Genomic DNA, 15,367 nt, shown 5'->3' on the forward strand with positions numbered 1-15,367 from the left:
CCCGCGATGCTTTCAGTCCCGCTTGACCAACCCAGGCAGTTGAGCCACCAGCTTCTGATTGTTGAACGGCGCACGAATAAACCCGCGCTGCTTGCCATCCGGCCCCAGCAGCGCCAGGTTGCCGCTGTGATCAACCGTATAGTTCGGCTTGCTGGTATCAGCCGGAATGAACGGAATACTCACTGCATTGGCCAGTTTCTGCAGGTTTTCCAGTGAACCGGTCACGCCGCGAAAATCCTTGTCGAAGTACCCCAGATACTGTTTGAGCTGGGTCGGTGTATCGCGGTTCGGGTCAACGCTGACCAACACCACCTGCAGCCGCTCCACGGCATCTTTAGGCAACTCGCTTTTCACCTGACGCAATTGCGCCAGCGTGGTCGGGCAGATGTCCGGGCAAAAGGTGTAGCCGAAGAACAGCAGCGACCACTTGCCCTTGAGTTCATCCATCCGCACAGGTTGACCGTTCTCATCGGTCATTTCCAGCGCAGGCACCGTGCGGCTCTGCGGCAGCAGAATGATGCCGGCATCGATCAGTTCGGTCGGGTTACCCTCACTGCGGCCATTGAGCACCTTGTTGACAGTAAGCCCAAGGATCACGGCGACCAGGGCAACGAGGATGAAGACGGTTTTCTGGGTTCGAGTCATAGGTTCAACAGTAGGTAGTGATCAACAAGCAGGGCGATGAACAACAGCAACAGGTACCAGACAGAGTACTTGAAGGTCTTGATCGCCGCATGCGGCTGACTGCCACGGTACAACACCCAGGCCCATTGCAGGAAGCGCGCGCCCAGCGCCAGAGCACAGACCAGGTAGAGCGGCCCGCTCATGTGAATGACGTAGGGCAGCAGGCTGACTGCGAGCAATACCAGGGTGTAAAGCAGGATGTGCACCTTGGTGTAGTGCTCGCCGTGGGTCACCGGCAACATCGGGATATCCGCCTTGGCGTACTCTTGCTTGCGGTGAATGGCCAAGGCCCAGAAATGTGGCGGGGTCCAGGCGAAAATGATCAGCACCAGCAGCAGTGGCTCAGCACTGATATGGCCACTGACCGCCACCCAGCCCAGCAACGGCGGCGCCGCGCCGGCCAGCCCGCCGATCACGATGTTTTGCGGCGTGGCACGTTTGAGAAAGCCGGTGTAAATCACCGCATATCCGAGCAGCGAGGCCAGGGTCAGCCAGGCGGTGAGGGCGTTGGTAAAGACCAGCAGCAAGGCCATGCCCAGCAGCGCCAGCAGCAGAGCAAAGATCAAGGCGGCAGCGGGCGCTACCCGGCCTTCGGCGATGGGGCGTTTGTGCGTGCGGGCCATCAATGCATCAATACGTCGGTCCACCACATGATTGACCACTGCGGCGGCACCGGCGCAGCAGGCAATACCCAGGTTGCCGAACAGCAAGACGCTCCAGGGCACACCTGCGCGGGTGGCGAGAAACATGCCAACCAGGGACGTGATCAGCATCAGCACCACAACCTTGGGCTTGGTCAGCTCCAGATAGTCGCGCCAACCCGCCTGCAGCCTGCGTCCGCTTAAAAGCGTCGCCATGAGTTATCTCCCAGATAATGAACGACACCGCCACTGCCCAGCGGGGTCAAGCGCCAGCCCTGGCTAACCCGGCGAACCTTGGCCACCAGGCGAATGCGGTAATTGACCAGCACCATGCACAGCAACAACATGGCGCCCCCAGCGTTATGGGCCACGGCCACCGGCAATGGCAGCTGGAACAGCACATTGCTGATGCCCAAGCCGATCTGTACCGCCAGTGCCAGAAGCACCAGACGGGCGAGTTTGCTTAATCCATGACGATGCAACTTCCAGCTCAGCATCAACAGCACACAGGTCACCAGCAACGCGCCCATGCGGTGGCTTAGATGAATTGCGGTACGTGCATCACTGTCCAGCTGCCCGCCCAGGTAGTTGGGACCAATGTGCTGGGTAAGGTGAAAGCCGTTGGCGAAATCCGCTTGTGGCCACCACTGACCATGACAGGTGGGTAGATCGATACAGGCCACGGCCGCGTAGTTGGCGCTAACCCAACCGCCCAGGGCGATCTGGCCGATCACCACCAGCAATGCCAGTGCCGCCACCCGGCGCACACTCAACGGCAGCTTGGGCAGCGGAGCAAACGCCCGCGATAGGCGCAAGCTCAACAAGAACAACAGGCTCAAGGTGGCAAAGCCGCCTAATAGATGTGCAGTAACCACCTGCGGCCACAACTTTAGGGTCACCGTCCACATGCCAAAGGCCGCCTGGGCAAACACCACACCAAGCGTCAGCAAGGGCAGGCGATACGGCTGGCCGTCGCGGCCATGGCGACGCCAGGCCTGCCAGGCGAGCAGGGTGATCACCAGGGCCAAAGTGCCCGCAAAGTAGCGATGGACCATTTCGTTGCGGCCCTTGTGCTCCTCTACCGGCGTATCGGGGAAGTGCAGCTCGGCATGCGCCAACTGCGCTTCGGTCTTGGGTACGCTGATGAAGCCGTAGCAGCCCGGCCAGTCCGGACAACCAAGGCCAGCGTGGGTGAGGCGGGTGTAGGCACCGAGCAGGACAACCACCAGTGCCAGCAGGGTGGCAAACACAGCAAGGCGAAATCCAGGTCTGGCCATGGTGATGTCCTACCCAATGTTGGACAGTTTCAGCAGGTGGCGCAGGTCATTGAGCAAATCCTTGCCCTTGACCCTGGCGTCGTAGCGCAGCACCAGGTTGCCGTGAGGGTCGACGATCCACAGCTGCGCATCCTGCTTGCCCTGACTCACGTCACCGTACTTGCTCAGGTCCAGCGGATAGCGTTGCAGCTGTGGGTATTCACGATCGAGTCGGGCCTGGTAGTCAGCCCCCAGCGGTTGTGCCATGGCCAAGGCGTGGCTGGCGCGACTGGCATCACGCCCCAGACCAATCTGGATCTGTCGTGCCAGGTACACCAGTTGTTGGCAATCCAGCCCGCAGTCCCTGGGGGTGCTGACCAGTAGCTGCCAGCGCTGCTCATCGGCGCTGACTCCGAGGTCGGCACGGCTCTGGCCATTGCCGAGCATTTCACCGTGATAGCTACGACTCTCGGGCACCCAGAATTGCAGCTTGTACATGGCGGTGGCCAGCAGCATCGGGCCGAGGACTACCAGCAGGATCAGGATCAGTTGCAGGCGCCCGCGAGCGCGCCCGGTCGGCGCCTTGCCTTCAGACATGTTGAGTGGACTCGTGACGGCTCCCATGCTGTTTCTCCTTGTCGTTATGCCAGCCGAAGTAGAGGTAAAGCAGGACCAACGCCAGCGCCAGGGCGAACCACTGCACGGCGTAGCCCAGGTGTTTTTCCGGGCCCGTGGCGACTACCGGCCAGTCCAGCCGGTAGCTGGCCGGGCCCGGCTCCAGACGCAATTCGTAAGCGAAGCCTTCACGCGACAACTGCGACCACAGATGGCTGGCATCAATGGCTGTCAACAGACGCGGCCAACTGCCGCCTTGCGGATCGGCATGCAATTGGAAGGTGGCCCCGGGGGCGACGTACACCCAGGCATCCAGGCTCAATGCCTGTGCCGGGGTGCTGAACTGCACCGGGATACGCCGGTCCGGCCACGGCAGCCAGCCACGATTGACCAGCAGCCAGAGCCCGCTGGCCTGATCGAGAAAGGGTTGCAGCAGTTCGACGCCGACCTGGCCATCGCGCATGCGGTTGTCCAGCAACAGGCTGTGCTCGGCATCGAACTGACCGAACAGGTGCACCCGGCGATAAGCCGGGTCCTTCAGTTGAGGCAGCTGTGCGGCGCCCAAGGCTTCACCGGCCTGGCGATCGGCATAACTGGCAAGCAACTCGTGCTTTTCCTGCGCCCGCGCCAACTGCCAGCAGCCCAGCGCAACCAGCCCGGGCAACAGCATCAGCACCACCAGAGTCGGCACCCAACCTGGGCGAAATGGCTTCACCCGGTCACCCCATGCTCGGTCGCTATACTTAAGGTCATCGATGCATCCCCCCGGAGTTTCGCCATGCTTAAAGCCGCGATTGTCCTGATGCTGCTGGCCACCATCGCCAGCCTGTTCAGTGGCCTGTTCTTTCTGGTCAAGGACGACGGACATTCCACGCGTCTGCTCAAAGCCCTGACCGTACGGGTCACATTGGCTGCGCTGACTCTGGCGCTGATCACCTGGGGCTTCTATAGCGGCCAGTTGGTGTCCCACGCGCCGTTCTGAACATGGCTACAGCACGTAAACGAAGATAAACAGCCCCACCCAGACCACATCAACAAAGTGCCAGTACCAGCTGGCCGCCTCGAAGCCGAAGTGTTTGTCCGGGTTGAAGTGCCCACGCATGATCCGCACCAGCATCACGAACAGAATCAGGGTACCCATGGTCACGTGGGCGCCATGGAAGCCCGTGAGAATGAAAAAAGTCGCACCGTAGATACCCGAGCCCAGGGTCAGGCCCAACTCGGTATAGGCCTCGTGATACTCGTAGGCCTGTAGCACCAGAAAGCCGATGCCAAGCGCAATGGTCAGCCCCAACCAGAACTTGAGTGCGCCGCGGTGATCCTTGCGCAGCGCGTGGTGGGCAATGGTTACCGTGACGCTGGAGCTGACCAGCAAAATGGTGTTGATCAGCGGCAGGTGCCACGGATCGATGACTTCTCTGGGCGGCGGAAACAGCTTGGGATCCGGCGTGTTAAGCAGCGGCCAGGCAAACTCGAAATTCGGCCAGAGCATGTGCGTCACACCCTTGGCGCCTTCACCGCCCAACCAGGGCCCGGCCAGGTTGCGCACATAAAACAGCGCACCAAAGAAGGCGATGAAGAACATCACCTCGGAAAAGATGAACCAGGACATGCCCCAACGGAACGAGCGGTCCAGCTGCGGGCTGTAAAGCCCGGCACGGCTCTCCTTGATCACCGCGCCAAACCAGCCGAAGAACATGTAGGCCAGGAACAGTGCCCCCAGGAAAAAGATCCACGGCCCATGGGATTCGGGGCGCCCGGCCTTGAGGTCGTTGAACCAGGTACCCAGGCCGAACACCGTGATGAACATGCCGATCGTGGCAATGATCGGCCACTTGCTTTGCGCCGGTACGTAATAGTGCTCATGCGAAGCCATTGAGTGTTCTCCTTATCGGGCGCCCTGTGTGACCTGGCCCGCCAGGTGTGCAACCGGCGGGTGGCGAGCGGTGATATCGAACAGCGTGTAAGCCAGCGTCAGGTGTTTCACATCCTTGGGCAGGTCGCGGTCGACGATGAAGCGCACCGGCATTTCGATGCGCTCTCCCGGTTGCAGCACCTGCTGGGTGAAGCAGAAGCATTCGGTCTTGTGGAAATACGCCGCGGCCTGCGCCGGGGTGATGCTCGGAATCGCCTGAGCGCTCATCGGCTTGTCCGTCGGATTTCGGGCGATGAACACCATCTGGTTGACCGCACCGGGATTGACGTCGATCTGATCGGCAGTGGAATAGAACTCCCAGACCATGTCGCTGGCATTGGTCGACATGAACTGCACCTTGACGCTGCGGTTCATATCGCTGACCTGGCTGCCTGCATACTGCCCGCCGGTCTTGCCATTGATGCCGAACGCCTTGCACATCACGTCGTAGATCGGCACCAGGGCAAAGCCGAACGCGAACATCACCACGGTCAGCAGCATCAGCCGCAACACCAGGCGTTTGAGCGAGGTCCCTTCACTCATGGCTTATCCTCCGGCGTTGGCCGTTCATTTCACTTCCGGTGGGGTCTGGAAGGTGTGATAGGGCGCCGGTGACGGCACCGACCACTCCAGCCCCTCGGCACCATCCCAGGGTTTGGCCGGTGCCGGAGCACCGCCGCGAATGCATTTGATGACGATGAACAGAAAGAAGATCTGCGTGGCGCCGAAGGTAAAGGCACCGATCGAGGAGACCATGTTGAAGTCGGCGAACTGCAGGTTGTAGTCCGGAATCCTGCGCGGCATGCCGGCCAGGCCGACGAAGTGCATGGGGAAGAAGGCCATGTTCATGCCGACGAACGACAGCCAGAAATGCAGCTTGCCCAGGGTTTCGTCGTACATGTGCCCGGTCCACTTTGGCAGCCAGTAATAGGCTGAGGCAAAAATCCCGAAGATTGCGCCAGGCACCAACACGTAATGGAAGTGGGCAACCACGAAGTAGGTATCGTGATACTGGAAGTCCGCCGGGGCGATGGCCAGCATCAACCCGGAGAAGCCACCAATGGTGAAAAGAATGACGAAGGCGATAGCGAACAGCATCGGCGTCTCGAAGGTCAGCGAGCCTTCCCACATAGTGCTGACCCAGTTGAACACCTTCACCCCGGTCGGCACCGCGATCAGCATGGTGGCGTACATGAAGAACAGCTCGCCGACCACTGGAATGCCGACCACGAACATGTGGTGCGCCCAGACAATAAAGGACAGGAAGGCAATTGCGCCGGTGGCGTAAACCATTGAGGTGTAGCCGAACAACGGTTTGCGCGAGAACGCCGGGATGATCGAGCTGACCGCGCCGAACGCCGGCAGGATCATGATGTACACCTCGGGGTGACCGAAGAACCAGAACACATGCTGGAACAACACCGGGTCACCGCCACCGGCAGCACTGAAGAAGCTGGCGCCGAAGTGAATGTCCATCAGCATCATGGTCACCACACCGGCCAGCACCGGCATTACCGCAATCAACAAGAAGGCGGTGATCAGCCAGGTCCAGACGAACAGCGGCATTTTCATCAGGGTCATGCCGGGGGCACGCAGGTTGAGGATGGTGGCGATGACGTTGATCGCGCCCATGATCGAACTGATACCCATCAGGTGGATGGCGAAGATAAAGAAGGTCACGCTTTCCGACGCGTAGGTGGTCGACAGTGGCGCATAGAAGGTCCAGCCGAAGTTCGGTCCGCCGCCGGGCATGAACAGGGTCGACACCAGCAGCAGGAAGGCCGCCGGTAACAGCCAGAAGCTGAAGTTGTTCATTCGCGGCAAGGCCATGTCCGGCGCGCCGATCATCAGCGGGATCATCCAGTTGGCCAAGCCGACGAAGGCCGGCATCACCGCACCAAAGACCATCACCAAACCGTGCATGGTGGTCATCTGGTTGAAGAACTCTGGCTGGACGATCTGCAAGCCAGGCTGGAACAGCTCGGCGCGGATCACCATGGCGAACGAGCCGCCGAGCAAAAACATCATGAAGCTGAACCACAGGTACATAGTGCCGATGTCTTTGTGGTTGGTGGTCAGCACCCAGCGCATCAGGCCCTTGGCCGGTCCGTGGGCGTGCTCATGACCGTGGCTGTGGTCGTCGATCACTGCGCTCATGTCCTGTCTCCTGCAGTCCGGTGGCTGGTGCGGGAATACCTGTCAGGCCGGCTCATTGGCTTTCTGCCTGTTTGATCGCCAGCACGTCTTTTGGCGTGACCATGTCGCCCTTGTTGTTGCCCCAGGCGTTACGCTCGTAGGTCACCACGGCGGCGATATCCACTTCCGACAGCTGCTTGCCGAACGCGGCCATGGCCGTGCCGGGCTTGCCGTGGAAGACAATGCTCAGGTGATCTTCCTTGGGACCGGTGGCGATCTTCGAACCCTTGAGTGCCGGGAACATCGGTGGCAGGCCCTGGCCCTCGGCCTGGTGACAGGCTACGCAAGCGGTGTGGTAAACCTTGTCACCACGCTCGACCAACTCTTGCAGGGTCCAGTCCTTGCTGGTCAGTTCCTTGAGCTTGGCCGCCTCGGCCTTGCGCTCGGCAAGCCAGGTGTCGTAATCGGCCTTGGACTTGACCTCGACCACCACCGGCATGAAGCCATGGTCCTTGCCGCACAGTTCAGTGCACTGGCCGCGGTAGATGCCGGGCTTCTCGACCCGGGTCCAGGCCTCGTTGACGAAGCCGGGAATGGCATCGCGCTTGACCGCGAAGGCCGGCACCCACCAGGAGTGAATGACGTCGGCGGCGGTCACCAGAAAACGCACCTTGGCCCCCACCGGCAACACCAGTGGCTGATCGACTTCGAGCAGGTAATGCTCGTCTTTGGGAGCTTTGTTGTGGATCTGCTCGGCGGGCGTGGCCAGGTTGCTGAAGAACTCGACGTCCTGGCCCAGGTATTTGTAATGCCACTTCCACTGGTAACCGGTGACCTGAATATCCACATCCGACTCACTGGCATCGTAGATATCGATCAGGGTCTTGGTCGCCGGAATAGCCATCGCCACCAGGATCAGGAACGGCACCACCGTCCACATGATCTCGACCCAGGTGTGCTCGTGAAAATGCGCAGGCTGCTGGCCGGTGGAGCGACGGTGGATGATCATCGACCAGAACATTGCGCCAAAGACCACCAGGCCGATGATCACGCAGATCCAGAAGATGATCATGTGCAAGTCGAACACTGCGTTGCTGACTTCAGTCGCCCCTGGCGCCATGTTCACGGTCCAGGCGGCGTTGGCCTGACCGAATACCGACCACAACAGGAGGCCCATCCAGACGTGTGGATGTCGCATCATTGCGGGTTCCCCTTATCGTTCTTGTTATCCCGGAGGCGTGGACCTACGGCTAAGGGTACGGTGGCCAAGACTGCGAACTTCGACGACCGAGCCCCTGCGAACTGCAGTCGGGCCTCATCAGCGAATCACTTTCAAAGCGGAGTATAGACAGCGACCTTGACCACGCAATGCGATAGCAGAATTCAAACTGGCACAGTTGAACGTTTGCGCGTCAGGCCCCGGTTTATCTGCGGTGAGAGCACAATGATGGCATTTATATATAATCGTTGACTATAAGTGGTTACGGGTTATGCCAAATACGTCTTAGCGGTTTGCAGAACCGAGCTACCTTATGTCTTCCGTTTGTCACGTCTTTACCCTGGAGTTGTCATGAACATCGCCGCTTTGCGCGAGCAGATCACCCGTGCCCATCAACATGAGACCGAAACCGGCCAACTGAAAGAACAACTGATCAAACAACTGCCGCACCTGCATCCCTCGATCCAACTGCCGGAAAGCGATGCCCAAGGTGCGTTGACCCGCTTCGTCGCCGCCTACATCGAACAGGTTCCGGAAATGCTCGAGGCCGCCAATGCAGTGGCCCGCGAAGCCGGTATCGAATCGCAGATCAAGCCGGTGCTGAAAATCGCTGAACAGTATTTCCTGCAACCGCCAGCCATCACCAACACCCATCCGGGCCTGGGATGCCTGCTGGACGAAGCCTACCTGGCGCACCGTCTTGTGGAGGAAGTCAACGACCTGTATATCAAGCACTTCAATCAGCCGCTGATCCCGCTGGACACCACCGTGGCCAACCTGATCGCCCACCAACTGATCGGCGAAGAATTCGCCAACCAGCTGGATGAAGTGGTGCACCACTCGGTGGATGGGATGCTCAATGAAGAGAGCTTTGCCCTGGAGTCGGTCGAGCAATACCGCGACAAACTCAGCAGCCCGGACACAGGCGCCGCGTGGAAGCGCTGGCCGTGCCTGTCGCGGCAGTTGGGTGTGGGGCTGGATCAGTCGGCTTGAGGTTCAAGCGCCCAATCCAGCGGTGGTGCGCACCCGCCCTTCGACCCGGCGCTTGAGCCGACGCTGCTCGATCAGCAACCGCGACCCCTTGCCGACATTGGCCCGCCCCCAATCTTCGAGCAATTCCAGGCAGGAATGATCGATGTAGCTCAGGTTGGCCAGCGGCACATGCAGCGTGGTACCGGCGGGAATGCCTTCAAGTACCTGAGCCAGCGCCGGCACCTTGAGAAAGGTTGCCGCGCCGCTCAACCGCAGCTCCAGGTGCCCCGGCGCGTCGAGGCTGACCACACCGATCTTCAGGCGTGCGGCCTTGAGCGCCAGCTTCAGCAAGGTCAGGGCGAAGCCAAGCAGCACACCGGTCAACAGATCAGTGAAGATGATCGCCAGTGCTGTCGCCGCATAGGTAAACATCGGCATCCGCCCATAGCGGCCCAGGCCACGGAAAGCCTTGAAGTCGACCAGTTTGATGCCGGTGTACACCAGCACACCCGCCAGGCTCGCCACCGGTATCTGTTGCAGCACGCTGCTGAGCACCACCACAAATGCCAACAACCAGACCCCATGCAGAATCGCCGACAGCCGCGTGCGGGCACCAGCCTGAACGTTGGCCGAGCTACGCACAATCACGCCAGTCATCGGCAACGCGCCGAGCACACCACAAAGCATGTTGCCGACACCTTGCGCCGACAGTTCACGGTCGAAGTCCGAGCGCTGACCATTGTGCATACGGTCCACGGCAGCAGCAGAGAGCAAGGTCTCGGCACTGGCGATGAAGGCCAGGGCGAAGGCGGCAACCAGCAGATTCGGGTCGGCGAGGCTGAGCAGGTCAGCCGGCTGCAGCCAGTCGATGGCCTGGCTCAGGTCAGCAGGCACCTGAACACGGTTGACCGGCAATGCCAGCCACAGACTGAGCGCCGTCATCAACGCCACACCGAGCAATGCCCCGGGGACAAAACGCAACGACTGCGGGCGCAAGCGCTCCCAGCTCCACATCACCGCGATGGTGCCAAACCCCAACGCCGCGGCCTTCCAGCCATTGCCCTGGCTTTCCAGCGGTAGTGCCTGGCTGAGCGTTGCAGGAAAGCCCAGCAGATTGGCAAGGCCTGACGGCTGCGGTGCGCTGTCGAACATCACATGCACTTGCGACAGCACGATCAGCACACCGATACCGGCAAGCATGCCGTAGACCACTGCCGGCGCCGTGACCCGGAACCAGCAGCCGAGGCGTAAACGCCCAGCCAGCAGTTGCAGCAAACCGGCCAGCAGCAGGATCGGCCCGAGCATCGCCACACCCTGTTGGCGCACCAGCTCAAACACCAGCACCGCCAGGCCAGCCGCCGGACCACTGACCTGTAACGGCGAGCCAGCTAGCCAACCGACCACGATACCGCCAATGATCCCGGTGATCAGGCCTTTGGCTGGCGGCATGCCCGAGGCAATGGCGATACCCATGCACAGCGGCAGGGCGACCAGAAACACCACTACCGAGGCCAGCAATTCACGCGGCAATGCCGCTTTGATCTGTGTCTTGTTCACCGTGTCACTCCTTCTCTCAAGTTCACGGCCATTCCTATGGCCGATGGCACACCCCTGACACACGAGCAGGCGCAAACCGCCAGCACGCCGGCAAGTCAGTCAGGGAAATTCAAGGCAGCCGATGACCAGGCCGCACCAGGCAGGTGCAGCCGTCAATCAGCGTGTCGCGGGGGTTTCAGGGACGCTTAGTAGCGTCCTTTCGGGGTTGCGCAAGGGATCGGCTGGCCTGCGGCCAGGGGCAGGAAACTGTCGCTTGCGGCGTCGTAGGCCTCGATCTGGCTGGTTTCGATGTCATAGATCCAGCCATGGATATAAAGCTGGCCGGCCGCCAGGCGCGAGGCTACCGAAGGGTGAGTGCGCAGGTGGTGCAGCTGGGCAATGACGTTTTCCTTGGTCAGCACCTGCATGCTTTCATGCTCGCTGCCGCAAGAGCAGTTGTCCTCGACCACCGTACGGGCGACTTCGGCATGGCGCAGCCAGGCCTTGACCGTCGGCATCTTCTCGAGGCTCTGGGGATTGAGCACTGCGCGCATGGCACCACAATCGGAATGACCGCAAATGATGATGTGATGTACACCAAGGGCCAGGACCGCATATTCGATAGCGGTGGATACACCGCCGTTCATCTGCCCGTAGGGCGGTACGACGTTGCCCACGTTACGGGTGACGAACAGGTCGCCGGGAGAACTCTGGGTAATCAACTCGGGCACGATGCGCGAGTCGGCGCAGGTGATGAACATCGCACGAGGCGTTTGTGCGGTGGCGAGCTTCTTGAACAACTCCTGCTGTTCAGGGAAGACGTCGTGGTGAAACCGCAAAAAGCCGTCGACGATATGCTTCAGGGCAGCATCGGCGCTCTCGGCGGGTACTTCCGGAGCGGCCTTGGATGGGTCCTTGACGGGCATGCTTCATCCTCTTTGACGTTTTAGGTTAAGTCCATTTTACCGGGTTGATGATTCAAACAGCGCATGACATTTGGATGTATGACGCGCACCAACAATCACATCAGTTGCTGGCTGAATTCCTACGCTACTCGGTGAAACTTAACTCAAACTGAATTGCAAGGCTCTAGAACGGGCGTTTCAGGAATTCAAAGAGTTGCAGGGATAATATCAAAAAAACATCAATGGCCAATACCCAGTATTGAAGTCAAAGCAGTGACATCTGCCTACCAGGCGGACAGAACGCCGAGCAATCAAGCGAGTAGCCTTCGCGCTGGTTCAACCCGAGTCGACGAATCGCTTTGCGAAAGCGCTGCGCCAGCAACTCGGCAAATACCCCTTCACCGCTCATGCGCGCACCGAAGCGGCTGTCGTACAACTCGCCGCCACGACTCTGGCGGATCAAACTCAACACATGATTGGCCCGCTGCGGGTAGTGATCCTGTAACCATTGTTCAAACAATGGCGCGACCTCCAACGGCAGGCGCAACATCATGTAGGCGGCATTCAGGGCTCCATTGGCCTTGGCAGCCTCCAGCAGATGCTCCAGCTCACTGTCGTTGATCATCGGGATCATCGGCGAACACAACACCCCCACAGGAATACCGGCCTCGCTAAGTACCCGAATCGCCCGCAATCGGGCCTTGGGCGCGGCAGCTCGCGGCTCCAGGGTGCGCTTGAGCTCGTCATCGAGCGTGGTGAGGCTGATCATCACCGCGACCAACCGTTGCTGCGCCAATTCGACGAGCAGGTCCAGGTCACGCAGGATCAGCGCCCCCTTGGTGACAATGGTGACCGGATGACGATAGCGCAGCAGTACTTCCAGCAAACGTCGGGTCAGCTTCTGCTCGCGTTCGATGGGCTGGTAAGGGTCGGTGTTGGACCCCAGGTTGATCGGCGCGCAGACATAACCTGGCTTGCTCAGTTGCTGCTCCAGCACTTCAGCGGCGTTGGTCTTAGCGATCAGCCTGGTTTCGAAGTCCAGCCCGGGGGACAAGTCCCAATAGGCATGACTGGGCCGCGCATAACAGTAGATGCAGCCGTGCTCACAACCGCGATAAGGATTGATCGAGCGGTCGAAGGGCAGGTCGGGTGAGCTGTTGCGGGTGATGATGCTCTTGGCAGTTTCGCTGCGCACCTCGGTACCTTGGGTCAGCGGCACTTCCTGGTACCAGCCGTCATCTTCGACTACCGTACGATGAGGGGCGAAGCGGTTGTGGGGGTTGTTGGTGGTGCCACGCCCCCGTAGCGGTCCTTGAGGAGTGAACATCAATAGACATCCCGAATACTGTTTTTATGTACAGTACTCGGGGTGAGTTCAAGTTTCCAGTACCGCTGAGCTGTCAGTCGGCGCTGACGATTGATTGCGCACGGTCAATGAACGCCTGGATGGATGTCGACATTGATCGCGACGCCCCCGGCGCCAGCAGTTCACGCCGCATGGCCTGCCCCAGACGCGAGTCGAAAACGCCCTGACCCTTGAACCAGGCAAACACATCAGTGGCGTGCTCTTCAGCCCACAGGTAGCAGTAAAAGCCCGCTTCGTAACCTGTAACCATGTAGTCAAAGCCGTTGGCAAAGCGATCATTACTTGCCAGCGGTAGTACCTGTGTACGGGCATAGACATCCGCAACCACTCGCTCGATGCTGCGATCATTGCCGTAACCACGATGCAGTTCAAAATCGAGCAGCGCCTTCTTCAGATCGTCGGCCTTCTCCAGGCCCTGCTGCGTTTTTCTTGCTTCCAGCCAGCGCTGCACTTCAGCCAGAGAAGCGCGCTCGCCACTGGTTCGGTGTGTGGATACAGATTGCATGCTCTGAGCTGACCAGCACCATTGTTCCAGGAGCTTGCCAACGAACTCCGAGAAGTCATGGCCCAACTCATTAATGCTGTTCAAGCGCCGGTGGGCATTGGTCATCAGTATCTGATGCAGACAATGGTGAAACTCATGGAACAGTTTGCACAGATCCTTGTGTCCTAACTGCATCCCCCTTGGCTCGTAGTACCCGAACAAGGCTGCGACAGGTCGTGACAACGTACCATCGGCATCAACATGGCGATTGCGAATGGCAAGTGACCAAGGCCAGACCGGCTTGCCTGGACGGATAAAAACGTCGAGGTAGATGTGGCCCAAGACATCGCCAGCTTCGGCAACTTGCAGCACCTGTACTTTGGCGTCCCAGACTTCAGCCTCAACTTTTTTAATCGATATGCCATACAACTGCTCGACCAAGCCAATCAGCCCGCTTAGGGCCGATTCGAACGAATAGTATTCACGCATGAATTGATCTGGGTCGCGCCCCTTATGCTGACGCATCTTCTGCGCATAAAACTCATAGTCCCAAGGCTGCAGATCATCGCAGCCCTGTTCCCTGGCAAACGAACGCAGCTGATCGGCCTCCCGCTCAAGTCGTGGCCGTTCACGCGCTATCAGCGTGTTCAAGAACGTTTCGACTTCAGCCGTCGATTGCGCAGCCTTGGTTTGCAGGCTCAGTTCGACAAAATCAACGAAGCCCAAAAGCTGCGCCTTTTCATGGCGTAACCGTAGCAATGCCTGCAACACCGGACCATTGTCGTGCTGGGATTGCCCGGCGGCCTGATCGGAAGCACGCGTCATATAAGCCAGATATATCTCTTTGCGCAGCTCGCGGCTTTCGGCATATCGCATGACGGTTTCAAAGACCGGTTCATCAAGTGTCAACAACCAGCCACTGAGCCCGCGGGCTTGCGCTTTGTGCTGCATGTCCGCCAGGTCAGCGGCAAGTATGCCTGCCAATGCTTCGACGTCGGTTATGTGCTTGCTCAAGTGATCTTTCGCGGCGCGAAGCTTCTCCTGAAACTCCCCTTCAAGGCCGACAATAGCTGTTTCCTGAGTGGTAAATTGCTGGCGACCAGAGCGGTCAATATTCGCCCCCTCGAGACGAAAGTCGCGAAGGATGCGCTTGAGTACTGCCACCTGTTCATCGCTGAGGTCTGCAGGATCAAGTTGTTGATAAGCGCTGAACAACTCCTGATTCTGATACTTGTCTGTGCGATAGGCTCTGCGCTCAGCATCGCACTCACCGACAGCAGAACCCCACTCATCGCTGGTAAATGCCAATGGCACCAAGGGGTAAAAAGTGTCTTCCAGGCGTTTATCGAGCGCCTCGACGGCCAGCACCAGACCGTTCCAGCTTGGGTTGTCGGCCTCACGCTCGATGATTAGCGCCAACGCGCTGCGGTTTTCTTCGACAATTTGCTGTATCGCGGGCTGAAGATCCCCTACTTGTACGCTTGCGTAGGGGAACAGATCGAATGGCTGCAGCAGGGGGTTGGAACGGGGCATGACTCACTCCTTGAATGCATGGCAGGACCTGCAACCTACCACCAGGGAGTGTCCAAACTCGTCTATTTAACTACCGCAGATCGGCGCCCCGACGTGTTATCGGGG

Annotated in this window: 15 protein-coding genes; 2 read left to right on the top strand and 13 right to left on the bottom strand. The window is 59.5% G+C overall.

Going from position 1 to position 15,367, the window contains the following annotated elements:
- Positions 1-12 precede the first annotated feature (12 nt).
- Genes C6382_RS10020 through C6382_RS10040 form a run of 5 tightly spaced genes read right to left on the bottom strand, consistent with a single transcriptional unit; the run spans position 13 to position 3,911 of the window.
- Entirely contained in the window at positions 13-645 is a 633-nt protein-coding gene (locus tag C6382_RS10020; RefSeq protein ID WP_107024345.1) for an SCO family protein, read from the bottom strand.
- Positions 642-1,541 (bottom strand): heme o synthase, encoded by a 900-nt coding sequence (gene cyoE / locus C6382_RS10025; protein ID WP_107024346.1) that lies wholly within the window; start codon positions 1,539-1,541, stop codon positions 642-644. Before cyoE ends, C6382_RS10020 begins: the two co-directional genes overlap by 4 nt.
- Positions 1,526-2,602, bottom strand: coding sequence for a heme A synthase (locus C6382_RS10030; protein WP_107024347.1), 1,077 nt, complete (start codon positions 2,600-2,602; stop codon positions 1,526-1,528). Before C6382_RS10030 ends, cyoE begins: the two co-directional genes overlap by 16 nt.
- Positions 2,603-2,611: 9 nt before the next feature.
- Positions 2,612-3,205, bottom strand: coding sequence for a hypothetical protein (locus tag C6382_RS10035; RefSeq protein ID WP_107024348.1), 594 nt, complete (start codon positions 3,203-3,205; stop codon positions 2,612-2,614).
- Positions 3,171-3,911 (bottom strand): SURF1 family protein, encoded by a 741-nt coding sequence (locus C6382_RS10040; protein ID WP_107024349.1) that lies wholly within the window; start codon positions 3,909-3,911, stop codon positions 3,171-3,173. The genes C6382_RS10035 and C6382_RS10040 overlap by 35 nt, the downstream gene beginning before the upstream one ends.
- 63 nt (positions 3,912-3,974) lie before the next feature.
- On the opposite strand from C6382_RS10040, the gene C6382_RS10045 reads away from it, so the two are divergent.
- A complete protein-coding gene (locus C6382_RS10045; protein WP_028942629.1) occupies positions 3,975-4,178 on the top strand; it encodes a twin transmembrane helix small protein in 204 nt (67 codons plus the stop codon).
- Between the two features lie 6 nt (positions 4,179-4,184).
- Here the strand turns inward: C6382_RS10045 and C6382_RS10050 are convergent, their stop codons facing one another.
- From C6382_RS10050 to coxB, 4 genes are read right to left on the bottom strand one after another with little or no spacing between them, the layout of a single operon-like run.
- Positions 4,185-5,072 (bottom strand): cytochrome c oxidase subunit 3, encoded by an 888-nt coding sequence (locus C6382_RS10050; protein WP_107024350.1) that lies wholly within the window; start codon positions 5,070-5,072, stop codon positions 4,185-4,187.
- 12 nt (positions 5,073-5,084) lie between these two features.
- On the bottom strand, positions 5,085-5,654 hold the full coding sequence (locus C6382_RS10055; protein WP_107024351.1) for a cytochrome c oxidase assembly protein: 570 nt from the start codon (positions 5,652-5,654) through the stop codon (positions 5,085-5,087).
- Between the two features lie 24 nt (positions 5,655-5,678).
- Positions 5,679-7,268 carry a cytochrome c oxidase subunit I gene (ctaD, locus tag C6382_RS10060; protein ID WP_107024352.1) on the bottom strand — a complete coding sequence of 530 codons (1,590 nt, stop codon included), beginning with the start codon at positions 7,266-7,268 and terminating at the stop codon, positions 5,679-5,681.
- Between the two features lie 52 nt (positions 7,269-7,320).
- Positions 7,321-8,448, bottom strand: coding sequence for a cytochrome c oxidase subunit II (coxB, locus tag C6382_RS10065; RefSeq protein ID WP_107024353.1), 1,128 nt, complete (start codon positions 8,446-8,448; stop codon positions 7,321-7,323).
- Between the two features lie 369 nt (positions 8,449-8,817).
- On the opposite strand from coxB, the gene C6382_RS10070 reads away from it, so the two are divergent.
- Positions 8,818-9,459: a hypothetical protein gene (locus C6382_RS10070; protein WP_107024354.1), complete on the top strand. Its 642-nt coding sequence runs from the start codon at positions 8,818-8,820 to the stop codon at positions 9,457-9,459.
- Positions 9,460-9,462: 3 nt separating this feature from the next.
- Here C6382_RS10070 and C6382_RS10075 read toward each other — a convergent pair whose 3' ends face one another.
- The 4 genes from C6382_RS10075 to C6382_RS10090 all read right to left on the bottom strand — a co-directional run bounded on the left by C6382_RS10075 (position 9,463) and on the right by C6382_RS10090 (position 15,262).
- Complete coding sequence (locus C6382_RS10075) at positions 9,463-10,995, bottom strand: SulP family inorganic anion transporter (protein WP_107024355.1); 1,533 nt, start codon at positions 10,993-10,995, stop codon at positions 9,463-9,465.
- Positions 10,996-11,180: 185 nt separating this feature from the next.
- Complete coding sequence (locus C6382_RS10080; protein ID WP_107024356.1) at positions 11,181-11,900, bottom strand: carbonic anhydrase; 720 nt, start codon at positions 11,898-11,900, stop codon at positions 11,181-11,183.
- A gap of 244 nt (positions 11,901-12,144) precedes the next feature.
- On the bottom strand, positions 12,145-13,206 hold the full coding sequence (locus C6382_RS10085; RefSeq protein WP_107024357.1) for a PA0069 family radical SAM protein: 1,062 nt from the start codon (positions 13,204-13,206) through the stop codon (positions 12,145-12,147).
- A gap of 73 nt (positions 13,207-13,279) precedes the next feature.
- Positions 13,280-15,262, bottom strand: a complete 1,983-nt coding sequence (locus tag C6382_RS10090; protein WP_107024358.1) for a M3 family metallopeptidase — start codon at positions 15,260-15,262, stop codon at positions 13,280-13,282.
- Positions 15,263-15,367 lie beyond the last annotated feature (105 nt).

This window comes from Pseudomonas sp. BBP2017 (genome assembly GCF_003024385.1).
GTDB lineage: Bacteria > Pseudomonadota > Gammaproteobacteria > Pseudomonadales > Pseudomonadaceae > Aquipseudomonas.